This window comes from Mesorhizobium sp. M2A.F.Ca.ET.039.01.1.1, assembly GCF_003998035.1.
In the GTDB taxonomy this organism is placed as follows: domain Bacteria; phylum Pseudomonadota; class Alphaproteobacteria; order Rhizobiales; family Rhizobiaceae; genus Mesorhizobium.
The window spans coordinates 39,240-50,196 of record NZ_RZRY01000003.1; the positions used below are offsets into that span (position 1 = coordinate 39,240).

At 66.1% G+C, this 10,957-nt stretch carries 9 protein-coding genes; 5 read left to right on the plus strand and 4 right to left on the minus strand.

Annotated features, from left to right (window positions below):
- Positions 1-283: 283 nt before the first annotated feature.
- Entirely contained in the window at positions 284-1,153 is an 870-nt protein-coding gene (locus EOA24_RS01155; RefSeq protein ID WP_126080563.1) for a transglutaminase family protein, read from the minus strand.
- 187 nt (positions 1,154-1,340) lie between these two features.
- On the opposite strand from EOA24_RS01155, the gene EOA24_RS01160 reads away from it, so the two are divergent.
- On the plus strand, positions 1,341-2,006 hold the full coding sequence (locus EOA24_RS01160; protein ID WP_126080562.1) for an HAD-IA family hydrolase: 666 nt from the start codon (positions 1,341-1,343) through the stop codon (positions 2,004-2,006).
- A 371-nt stretch (positions 2,007-2,377) separates the two neighbouring features.
- On the opposite strand, the gene EOA24_RS01165 is transcribed toward EOA24_RS01160, so the two are convergent.
- The gene (locus EOA24_RS01165; protein ID WP_126080561.1) at positions 2,378-2,599 is read right to left on the minus strand and encodes a DUF1674 domain-containing protein; all 222 of its coding nucleotides are present in this window, start codon (positions 2,597-2,599) and stop codon (positions 2,378-2,380) included.
- Between the two features lie 97 nt (positions 2,600-2,696).
- Between EOA24_RS01165 and htpX the strand changes: the two genes are divergently transcribed.
- The 4 genes from htpX to purH all read left to right on the plus strand — a co-directional run bounded on the left by htpX (position 2,697) and on the right by purH (position 8,695).
- Complete coding sequence (gene htpX / locus EOA24_RS01170; RefSeq protein WP_126080560.1) at positions 2,697-3,725, plus strand: zinc metalloprotease HtpX; 1,029 nt, start codon at positions 2,697-2,699, stop codon at positions 3,723-3,725.
- Positions 3,716-5,095, plus strand: coding sequence for an RsmB/NOP family class I SAM-dependent RNA methyltransferase (locus tag EOA24_RS01175; protein WP_189343316.1), 1,380 nt, complete (start codon positions 3,716-3,718; stop codon positions 5,093-5,095). Before htpX ends, EOA24_RS01175 begins: the two co-directional genes overlap by 10 nt.
- Before the next feature lie 149 nt (positions 5,096-5,244).
- Positions 5,245-6,969 (plus strand): heparinase II/III family protein, encoded by a 1,725-nt coding sequence (locus EOA24_RS01180; protein WP_127409489.1) that lies wholly within the window; start codon positions 5,245-5,247, stop codon positions 6,967-6,969.
- Between the two features lie 109 nt (positions 6,970-7,078).
- Positions 7,079-8,695, plus strand: a complete 1,617-nt coding sequence (gene purH, locus EOA24_RS01185; protein WP_126080557.1) for a bifunctional phosphoribosylaminoimidazolecarboxamide formyltransferase/IMP cyclohydrolase — start codon at positions 7,079-7,081, stop codon at positions 8,693-8,695.
- A 201-nt stretch (positions 8,696-8,896) separates the two neighbouring features.
- Here purH and EOA24_RS01190 read toward each other — a convergent pair whose 3' ends face one another.
- Together EOA24_RS01190 and EOA24_RS01195 are read right to left on the minus strand one after the other, a co-directional pair.
- The gene (locus EOA24_RS01190) at positions 8,897-10,270 is read right to left on the minus strand and encodes an MFS transporter (RefSeq protein ID WP_126080556.1); all 1,374 of its coding nucleotides are present in this window, start codon (positions 10,268-10,270) and stop codon (positions 8,897-8,899) included.
- 242 nt (positions 10,271-10,512) lie between these two features.
- The coding region (locus EOA24_RS01195; RefSeq protein WP_133374450.1) for an NAD-glutamate dehydrogenase domain-containing protein at positions 10,513-10,957 on the minus strand (445 nt) is incomplete at its 5' end.

Consider the following 10,957-nt stretch of genomic DNA (forward strand, 5'->3'; position numbering starts at 1 on the left):
ACTGTCTGCGGCGCTGCGCCGCTCGGCAAAGGCGTTGCAGGATTTCGGCCAGAAGCCGCCGAAAGACGCTTAACAGGCGGTTAGTGCATTGTTTCTGCTTGCTTTCGGCAAAGTTGAGGGTGAACAGGAAGTTAACGAGAATGCGCTGGCGAAGCCAGCTTCATGAAGCGCTTACCATGATCTTGAGGACTGTCGCGTCCGATCCCTGTTTGGCACGATCGGGCTGTGCCGAAGCGGGTCGGCGGCCCCGATGAAACATGGCACGGCGCAGGGTCTGTCGAGCCTAGGCTAACATCTGCGCGCTCACCGTCCGATCGACGCCGTGATGCGGAGGATTGAAGCGATTGCCTTCCTGCTCGTAGGTCCACACCTTGAAAAGAGAGAGCCGGTGCGGACCGAAACTGTGCAGCAGCGGCACGTCGGTGGCGTCGCGGCCGCGCGCGATGACGACCCGGCCGATGCGCGGCCGGTTGTGGCGCGGGTCGAACGTGTACCATTTGCCGTCGAGGAAGACTTCCATCCAGGCAGAAAAATCCATCGGGGCCGGATCGGCCGGCACGCCGATATCGCCGAGATAGCCGTTCACGTAGCGCGCCGGAATGTTCATGCATCGGCAAAGCGTGATCGCCAGATGCGCGAAATCGCGGCAGACCCCGACACGCTCCTCATGCGCCTGGGCCGCCGTGCGGGTGGCGCGAGCGTAGCCGTAGCCGAAGGAGAGCCGGCTGTTGACATAGTCGACGATCGCCTGAACGCGCGCCCAGCCGGGCGGGAGCTGGCCGAAAAGCTGCCAGGCGATGCTGCCGAGGTGGTCGGTCTCGCAATAGCGGCTGCCGAGCAGATAGGTCAGCACGTCGTCGGGCAGTTCCGCGACCGGCGTTTCTCGCGCCAGCGTGTTGACCTCGTCCGTCTCGCCGCTGTCCTCGATCACCGCGTCATAGAGGATGCGGAAGCTTCCGGCGGGCGCCGTGAAGCGACGGCAGATATTGCCGTGGCGGTCGTGATAAGTCCGGGTCGGCACCGAGGGCGAGGTCAGGACCCGCGTTTGCCGCTTGATGTCGGCATGCCGGTCGGGATGGATGTCGAGAAGCGAGATGATCGGCGTCGCCGCCGCGCATTCGATGGCGATTTCATAGCCGAGCCGGATCAGCATCGCATGCCCCCTTGGTGGTTTTGGCTCCGTGGCGATTTTGGAAGACAGCCTCTTCAACGCAACGAACCGGAGGTTGTTCCCGTGCGAAATTGAAATGGTGGGTATCTCGCCTTCTCAGCCAGTGCTGGCCGGTCTAAACTGGGTACCACGTTTCGCCCTCCCCGAAAACGATTCTCCAGGAAATCCGATGTTCGCAGGCTCAAAGTTCGCCGCCTTCCTGTTCGACATGGACGGCACGGTGCTCAATTCGATCGCCGCGGCGGAACGGGTGTGGACGAAGTGGGCGGAGCGTCACGGGCTGGACATCGCCACCTTCCTGCCGACCATCCATGGCAAGCGGGCGATCGAGACGATCGGCGGATTGATGCTTCCGGGCGTCGATGTGGTTGCGGAAGCCGATGCGCTGCTCAAGGCCGAGGCGGACGACCTCGAAGGCATCGTCCCTATCCCCGGCGCCGTCTCGTTCCTGGAATCGCTGCCGCCGGAGCGCTGGGCCATCGCCACCTCGGCGCCGCGCGAGCTGGCGCTGCTGCGCATGCAGGCGGCCGGCATCCCAGTTCCCGCCATGATGGTAACGGCGGAAGACGTGACCCATGGCAAGCCGGCGCCGGATTGTTTTCTCCTGGCGGCAAAGCATCTTGGAGTCGAGGCGCGCGACTGCCTGGTCTTCGAGGATGCGCCGGCAGGCATCGCGGCGGGCGAGGCTTCCGGCGCCTCGGTGATGGTGATCAGCGCCACGCACGTCCACCCGCTCGTCACACCGCACCCGACGATCCGTTCCTATGACGAGATCGGCATTGCGGTCGACGAAAGTGGTTTCATCGTTTTGTCGCCGACACGGGCTGCGGCCTAGTCCCTCGTACAGGGACTTTGACGGATTGCAGGCTTGTCGGCAGGTGAAATTTTCACCGTTCGTTTCGCCAAATCAACCAGACCTTCGAGATCGGCCGAAGCTTACGAACTTCGTCATCCACGGGCGGAGCGACGCGCAGCGGAGCGCAGACCCGAGGATCCATTCCGTGACCTTGGCCGAGGAATGCAGCGGAGCAGAATTCTGGACCGCCGAAACGCCTCGACGTCACGGAATGGATCCTATGGTCTGCGCGCGTCGCTTCGCTCCTTGCTTCGCCATAGGATGACGAAGTGATGACCTTTCACCAATCCTCAACGCATGCAATCTGCGTGACCACTATTCGGCAGATTCCGCTCGGAAACCGGTTCCTGTCAGAAGTCGCTGGTGAGGCCCTTCACCTCCCAATCGCCATAGCGGCCGGGTTCCTTGCCGCCGCGGCCGCCGATTTCCTTCGGCAATTTTGCCTCGGCCTCGCGATATTCCCTGCGCCTGGCCTCGGCCTCCGCCAGCGCGCGGCTCGCGGCCGGCGTCAGCATCTTTCGCGGCCCGTCGCCATCGCCCGCGGTTTCGGTCTTGTTGGTCAGTTCGGTCATGCGATATTCCCTGCCGATTGAAACGGAGCCCGGCCTTTCCCATCATATAGCCATGACCCCAAAAGGATCGACCCCATCTCCCCGAACGGATGAAACGATGAACACGCTTCGCACCGCCATGCTGCTTGCCGCGATGACGGCGCTGTTCATGGGCGTCGGCTATCTGATCGGCGGCTCGGGCGGCATGGTCATCGCGCTTTTGATCGCCGCCGGCACCAACCTGTTCAGCTACTGGAACGCCGACAAGATGGTGCTGTCGATGAACCACGCCATCGAGGTCGACGAGAAGAATGCGCCCGAATATTACGCGATCGTCCAGGCGCTGGCCAAGCAGGCCGGCCTGCCAATGCCGAAGACCTATCTGATCGACAACCCGCAGCCCAACGCCTTCGCCACCGGCCGAAATCCCGAGAATGCCGCGGTGGCCGCGTCCACCGGCCTGCTCCAGCGCCTCTCGCACGAGGAGGTCGCGGCGGTGATGGCGCATGAGCTTGCCCATGTGCAGCATCGCGACACGCTGACCATGACGATCGTGGCGACACTTGCCGGCGCGATCTCGATGCTAGGCAACTTCGCCTTCTTCCTCGGCGGCAGCCGCGACAACAACAACCCGTTCGGCTTTGTCGGCGTGCTGGTGGCAATGCTGGTGGCGCCCTTCGCCGCCATGATCGTGCAGATGGCGGTGAGCCGCACTCGCGAATACGAGGCCGACCGGCGCGGCGCCGAGATCTGCGGCAATCCGCTGTGGCTGGCCTCGGCGCTCGCCAAGATCGCGCACGGCGCCGAACAAATCCCCAATGAGGATGCCGAGCGCAACCCGGCGATGGCGCATCTTTTCATCATCAACCCCCTGCATGGCGAGCGCATGGACAATCTGTTCTCGACCCATCCGAGCACCGAGAACCGCATCGCGGCGCTACAGGAGATGGCAAGCGAGATGGGTCGTGCGTCGCCTGCCAATCGGCGCGAGGCTTCCGCGCGGCCCATCCAGCCCGAGGAGGCGTCGGCCGGTCCATGGGGTAAGCGGACGGAACCCGCGCCGCCTGCCGGCCCGCCGCCGCCGAAACCCAATCCGTGGGGCCGCAACCCGACCGGACCGCGCCGGTCGAAAGGTCCGTGGTCGTGACGCCGCCGAGGCGCGGACAGCCAGGCAATGCGCAACACAAGGCCGGTGAGGAGATAGCCGGCCTTGCCGCGCGCAAGGCGGCGGCGCGACTGCTGGCCGCCGTCATCGATGCCCGCACGCCGCTCGATGGATTGACCGACAACGAGCACGGCCACCCGCAATACAAGGCGCTGGACGGCCGCGACCGCGCGCTGGTGCGCGCCATCCTGGTGACCGCGCTGCGCCATCGCATGACCATTGCCGGGCTGCTGTCCAGGCGGTTGGAAAAGCCCTTGCCGGCCAATGCCACGGCACTCTCGCATATCCTCAATGTCGCCGCCGCGCAGATCCTGTTCCTCGACGTTCCGGACAGCGCCGCCGTCGACCTTGCCGTCACCCACGCCAAATCCGATCCGCGCACCACCCGCTTCTCCGGCCTCGTCAATGGCGTGCTGCGTTCGCTGGCCCGCGCCAAGGACGCCGAGCTTGCCCCGGCGCTTGCCGCCACCAGCGAGGCGCCGCAATGGTTTGCCGAGCGGCTGACCGCCGCCTACGGAGCCGACAAGGCGCACGCCATCCTTGCCGCGCATCGCCACGAGGCGCCGGTCGATTTCACCGTCAAGGCCGATCCAGCGCTTTGGGCCGAGCGCCTGGGCGGCATCGTTCTGCCGACCGGCACCGTGCGTGTCGAAAAGCTGTCGGCCAATGTCATCGACCTGCCCGGCTTCGCCGACGGCGCCTGGTGGGTGCAGGACACGGCCGCAAGCCTGCCGGCGCGCCTGTTCGGCGAAATAAGCGGCAAACGCGTCGCCGACCTCTGCGCCGCGCCCGGCGGCAAGACGGCGCAGCTTATCCTGGCCGGCGCCAGCGTTACCGCTGTCGACACCTCGAAGAACCGGCTGGCGCGGCTGAAGCAGAATCTCGACCGCCTCGGCCTGACGGCCGACCTGGTCCAGACCGACCTCCTGGATTACCGGCCGGCGGATCTGTTCGACGCCGTGCTGCTCGACGCGCCTTGCTCCTCGACCGGAACCGTGCGTCGCCATCCCGATGTGCCCTGGACCAAGACCATGGCGGATGTCGAGAAGCTCGCCGCTCTTCAGCGCCGCCTCCTTGCCCATGCCGACGGTCTCGTCAGGCCCGGCGGCCGCATCGTCTTTTCCAACTGCTCGCTCGACCCAATCGAAGGCGAGGAGCTTTACCGCGCCTTCCTTGCCGAAACCCCCGGGGTGATCGACGACCCGATCCGCCCAAGCGAGTTCGCCGAGGTCGATCCGTTCCTTACATCTGCGGGCACGCTGCGCACGACGCCCGCCGACCTAATGCTTGAATCGCCGGGGATTTCCGGTCTGGACGGCTTCTTCGCGGCCCGGATGAGACGGGACGGTTGAGTCGTTATCTCGCAAAAACTTGCTGACTTTTTTAGGGATCGGTACCGGCAAAGCGGCGTGAAGCGGTTCACTTCGGCGAAATCCGCCTTCGCATAAGTTCTTGAATCGCATAAGCTTGCGCTTGGGTAATGGGGACATCTGGAGGGCTATTGGCACTTGTTGCCGGCAACACGACGCGTCTATGGACGCTCGTCGCGAAGGAGTTCTGGCGCAAGACGCGCCGGCGTTTGCGCGCCGGTCCGGTCTATCGCTGGCGCTATTCCGGGCGCACGCCCGAACGCGTCCTGATCGCCCCGCCGGATTTGCGGCTCGCCGATCCGCAAATCGCCCTGGAGATTTATTACGGCCGCTACCCGCTGTCCGGCCATCTGGTCGAGACCGGCGGCACCTCGCCCTTTCAGCTCGACGTGCCCAATCGCGGCTGGCAGAAATCGCTGCATGGCTTCCGCTGGCTGCGCCACATGCGCGCCGCCGGCACCGAGCTCGCCGCCGCCAATGCGAGAGCCCTGGTGACCGACTGGATTGCCATGCACGGCAACCAGATTTCGGGCATCGCCTGGGAGCCGGGAACGACGGCCAAGCGCGTGATCGCCTGGCTGCAGCATTCCTCGGTGATGCTGCAAGGCGCCGAATTCCCGTTCTATCGCGCCTTCCTCAAATCGCTTGCCGTGCAGATTCGCTACCTGCGCTCGGTGGCGCGCGAGATGCCGGACGGCGAGGCCAGGCTGCGCGCCCGCATCGCGCTCGCCTTCGCCGCGCTGTCGCTGCCGGCGCCGGCTTCGGCGCTGCGTTCGGCGACGCGCAACCTGGCCGAGGAGCTGGAGCATCAGATCCTGCCCGATGGCGGCCACATCTCGCGCAAACCGATGGCGGTGCTGGAGCTGCTCGCCGATCTCCTGCCGCTGCGCCAGACCTATGCCAACCAGGCCGAGGCGCCGCCGGCGGCCCTGATCGGCGCCATCGACCGCATGTTGCCGGCGCTGCGCTTCTTCCGCCATCAGGACGGCAGCCTTGCCCGCTTCAACGGCATGGGCGCCACCATCCATGACCGCATCGCCACCATCCTGCGCCATGACGACACGGTAGGCGCGCCGCTGCTGCACGCGCCGCATTCCGGCTATGAGCGCCTTTCGATGGGCGGCGTGACGGTGATCGCCGACACCGGCCTGCCGCCGCCGATCGACGTCTCCAACGCCGCGCATGCCGGCTGTCTCGCCTTCGAGCTCTCCTCCGGGCGCCAGCATTTCATCGTCAATGCCGGCATCGATACGTACGGCGCCCCGGAATTCCGGCCGCTGGCGCGCGCCACCGCCGCGCATTCGACCGCCACGATCAACGACACCTCGTCGGCGCGCTTCAGCCATTCGCTGCGGGTCAGCGACCTTTTGGGCTCGCCGCTGATCGGCGGCCCGCAGCATGTGCCCTGCAAGCGCCTCGACCAGAAGGGCATGCAAGGCTTCGTCGCCCGCCATGACGGCTATGTCCAGCAATTCGGCTTCCTGCATGAGCGCGAGCTGAAGCTCGGCACGAACGGCAACGTGCTTGCCGGGCGCGACCGGTTCCTGCGCCCGGGCAATGCCGCGATCCGCAACAACGGCCGCGACTTCGTCACGGTGCGCTTCCATGTCCACCCCGACATCAGCCTGCTGCAGGACGACCACGGCCGGCTGACCCTTGCCGCCGCGCAGGGCGACAGCTGGGTCTTCACCTGCGCCGAAGTGGTGCCGGAGGTCGAGGAATCGATCTATTTCGCCGGCCTGAGCGGCCCGCGCCGCAGCCGGCAGATCGTGCTCGCCTTCAAGGCCTCGGAGATTGCCGAGGTCCGTTGGCAGCTGACCCGCACCGCTATCGCCGGCTATCCCGAAAACAACTGAGCCTGCTCGGCAAACGCTGCGTGCCTGATCCCGGATTCACTTGATTTCCGGGGCTCATATGCTAGGGCCGGCCAACGTCCCTTCCAACAGTTCTGAAAGGCCGCCCGCCATGGCCGTGCCCACAAAAAACATTCCGGCGCCGGATCTCGTTCCGGTGCGCCGCGCGCTGCTTTCCGTCTTCGACAAGACCGGCCTGGTCGAATTCGCCAAAGCGCTCGCCGCCGCCGGCGTCGAACTGGTTTCGACGGGCGGCACGGCCAAGACCATCGCCCAGGCTGGCCTCGCGGTGCGCGACGTTTCCGAGCTCACCGGCTTCCCCGAAATCATGGACGGCCGGGTGAAGACCTTGCATCCTTCGGTGCACGGCGCGCTGCTCGGCATCCGCGACGATGCCGATCATGCCAAGGCCATGCGCGACCACCACATCGAGCCGATCGACCTGGTCGTCTCGAACCTCTATCCGTTCGAGGAAGTCCGCCGCTCCGGCGCCGGCTATGCCTCGATCGTCGAGAACATCGACATCGGCGGGCCGGCGATGATCCGCGCCTCGGCCAAGAACCACGCCTATGTCGCCATCGTCACCGACCCGGCCGATTATGCATCGGTGATCAACGCATTGGAGATGAATCTCGGCTCGCTGTCGCTCGACTTCCGCAAGAAGCTGGCGGCCAAGGCCTTTGCCCGCACCGCCACTTATGACGCGGCGATTTCCGGATGGTTCGCAGAGGAGCTCCAGATCGAGCACCCGACGTGGCGCGCGTTCGGCGGCCGTCTCGACCAGGTGATGCGCTATGGCGAGAACCCGCATCAGAATGCGGGCTTCTATCTCTCGGGCGACAGGCGGCCCGGTGTCGCCACCGCCAGGCAGTTGCAGGGCAAGCAGCTCTCCTACAACAACATCAACGACACCGACGCCGCCTTCGAGCTGGTCGGCGAGTTCGATCCGGCCCGCTCGGCGGCGATCGCCATCATCAAGCACGCCAACCCCTGTGGCGTCGCCGAAGGCTCGTCGCTGAAGGCGGCCTACGCCAAGGCGCTGGCCTGCGACCCGGTCTCGGCCTTCGGCGGCATCGTCGCCATGAACCGCATCCTCGATGCGGAAGCCGCGGAAGAGATCGTGAAAACCTTCACCGAGGTCATCATCGCGCCGGATGCCACCGATGAAGCCGCCGCGATCGTCGCGGCTAAGAAGAATTTGCGCCTGCTGGTCACCGGCGGCCTGCCCGACCCGCGCGCGGCCGGCACGACGGCGAAGTCGGTCGCCGGCGGATTGCTTGTGCAAAGCCGCGACAATGCCGTGGTCGACGACCTCGAATTGAAAGTGGTGACGAAGCGCGCGCCGACGCCGGCGGAACTGGCCGACCTCAAATTCGCCTTCCGCGTCGCCAAGCACGTCAAGTCCAACGCCATCGTCTATGCCAGGGATGGCGCGACGGTAGGCATCGGCGCCGGCCAGATGAGCCGCGTCGATTCCTCGCGCATCGCCGCCCGCAAGGCGCTGGACGCGGCGGCAGCCGCCGGCCTCGCCGAACCGCTGACCAAGGGTTCGGTCGTCGCCTCGGACGCCTTCTTCCCCTTCGCCGACGGGCTCTTGTCGGCGATCGAGGCCGGCGCCACGGCGGTGATCCAGCCCGGCGGCTCGATGCGCGACGACGACGTCATCGCCGCCGCCGACGAGCACGGCATCGCCATGGTGTTCACCGGTGTAAGGCATTTTAGGCATTGAGCGATCTTCCCCTTCTCCCCTTGTGGGAGAAGGTGGATCGGCGCGCGGCGCCGAGACGGATGAGGGGTGTTCCAGCGGAGTGAGACGTCGGAAAACTGAAAGATACCAGGCGCTTACTTCTTCCGCGCAGCGATCCTTCCAGCACCCCTCATCCGTCGCCTTCGGCGACACCTTCTCCCACAAGGGGAGAAGGAAACAGCGCTACCGCTTGTCCGCCGGATAGGGCGTCCCCGCCAGTATCGCCATGCCGATGCCTAGGAACAGGATGATCGCCGCCATGCCGAGCCGCGGCGAATCGCTCATCGTGGTGATGCTTGCAATCATGAAGGGCGCCAGGAAGCTGGTCGCCCGCCCCGCCAATGCGTAGATGCCGAAATAGCGGCCGGACTCGGCGGCGGTGACGCTGCGCGCCATGTAGGATCGTGACGAGGCCTGCACCGGCCCGAAGGCGAGCCCGATCAGCAGCCCGTACAGGATATAGGCCTTTTCGGCCGCGGTGCCGAACAGTCCGCCGGAATCGGTTGTCGGCAGCGGGATCAGGCCGAGCAGCGTGAAGCCCGGGCCGGTCGAGACGACGCCGATCGTGGCGACCGACAGCATCACCAGCGAGATCATCACGACATGCTTCGAGCCGAGCGCGGTATCGAGCCGCGCCGCGATCCAGCAGCCGAAGATGGCTACGATGTTGAGGATGATGCCGAACATGCCGATCTCGGTGATCGACCAGTGGAACATGCCGGCCGCGAATGTGCCGCCGAGCGCCAGCAGCGCATTGACGCCGTCCTGATAGATCATGCGCGCAAGCAGGAAGCGCAGGATGCCGCTGCGCTGGCGCACCTCGGCGAGCGTGGACCTCAGTTCGGACAAGCCCTCGCGCACCGCCGGTCCGATCGGGATTCCCTTGGTGGCGTCGGGCGTGAAGAAGAACATCGGCAGGATGAACAGGAAATACCAGCCGGCCGACATCGGCCCGGTGAAGCGCGCATCCTCGCCGAGCTTCGGGTCCAGCCCGAACAGCGGATCGAGGCCGATGAGGGTCTTGCCGGTTTCGAGATTGCCGGCCAGGAACAGCACGACGAAGATCAGCGCCACCATGCCGCCGAGATAGCCGAGTCCCCAGGCTACGTTGGAAATGCGGCCGATCTCCTCCTTCGGCACCAGTCGCGGCATCATGGAATCGTTGAACACGGTGGAGAATTCGGCCGCAACCGAGGCCAGCGAAAACAACAGCACGACCAGGAACAGGTTCGAGCCGGGTGCGGCGAACCACAGCAGGCTGAGGCTGACGATCTTGATCGTTGCGAAGAAGGCGATCCAGGGCTTGCGAGGCCCGGTCTGGTCGGCGATCGAGCCGAGCACCGGCGACAGCACCGCGATGCCCAGGCCCGCCGCGGCGATGCCGTAACCCCAGGCAGCCTGCCCGGCGGTCGGGTCGCTCGCCATGCGCGAGACGAAATAGGGGCCGAAGATGAAGGTGGTGACGACGGTGAAGAAAGGCTGGGCCGCCCAGTCGAAGAACATCCAGCCCCAGATGCCGCGCCCCGATGCCCGCTGCACTGTCTCTACTGCCGCCATGCTGATTCCCTCGGGCCGCTCGCGCCGGGCGCCATGTCTGCATGTTTTCCGGCGGTGGCGCAACAAGCGCCAGTTCCTCGCCCCACGAAGTGGGGAGAGGTGGCTCGGCGAAGCCGAGACGGAGAGGGGAATGCGGCGGGCTGTGGCAGGTTGATCAGTCGAGAAGGGCCTTCGCCCTGCGAAGCCCCTCTCCGGCCGCTACGCGGCCACCTCTCCCCCGCCTTCGGCGGAGGCGAGGAACTTCACATCCCCGTCAGGTCGGTCATCAGCCCGGACGCCACCGACAGCCGCGACACGGTGATGTCGCCGCCTTCGGTCAGCGCCTGCAGCCGCTCGCGGATGCGGGCGATGCGCTCGCCGCCGGCTTCCAGCCACGCCGCGACCGGATCCGCCGCCGCGCCATGCGCCGTCAGAGCCGCCACCGCGATGCCGCGACGGCCGACGCCGATCGTGTCGGTCGCGCGTGACAGCGCCAGCTGGTCGTAGTAGTCGGGCGGCATGATCGAGCGCGCCGCTTCCTCGACGCGCGGGATGCGGAAGGCGTCGCTGACGGCGAAGAAGGCCTTGGCCGCGCTGACGATGTCGGCATTGGCGGTGCGCGCGGTGAGCGCGATGTCGGGGATCAGCTCGGCCACCCCGGCCAAAGCGAGCTGCCCGGCGAGCTTCTCCGGCGCGCCACCCTTGAAC

Excerpts from the sequence above, each read along its gene's own strand:
- EOA24_RS01155 (WP_126080563.1), bottom strand. The coding sequence starts at position 1,153 with ATGCTGATCCGGCTCGGCTATGAAATCGCCATCGAATGCGCGGCGGCG.
- EOA24_RS01160 (WP_126080562.1), top strand. The coding sequence starts at position 1,341 with ATGTTCGCAGGCTCAAAGTTCGCCGCCTTCCTGTTCGACATGGACGGC.
- EOA24_RS01165 (WP_126080561.1), bottom strand. The coding sequence starts at position 2,599 with ATGACCGAACTGACCAACAAGACCGAAACCGCGGGCGATGGCGACGGG.
- htpX (WP_126080560.1), top strand. The coding sequence starts at position 2,697 with ATGAACACGCTTCGCACCGCCATGCTGCTTGCCGCGATGACGGCGCTG.
- purH (WP_126080557.1), top strand. The coding sequence starts at position 7,079 with ATGGCCGTGCCCACAAAAAACATTCCGGCGCCGGATCTCGTTCCGGTG.
- EOA24_RS01190 (WP_126080556.1), bottom strand. The coding sequence starts at position 10,270 with ATGGCGGCAGTAGAGACAGTGCAGCGGGCATCGGGGCGCGGCATCTGG.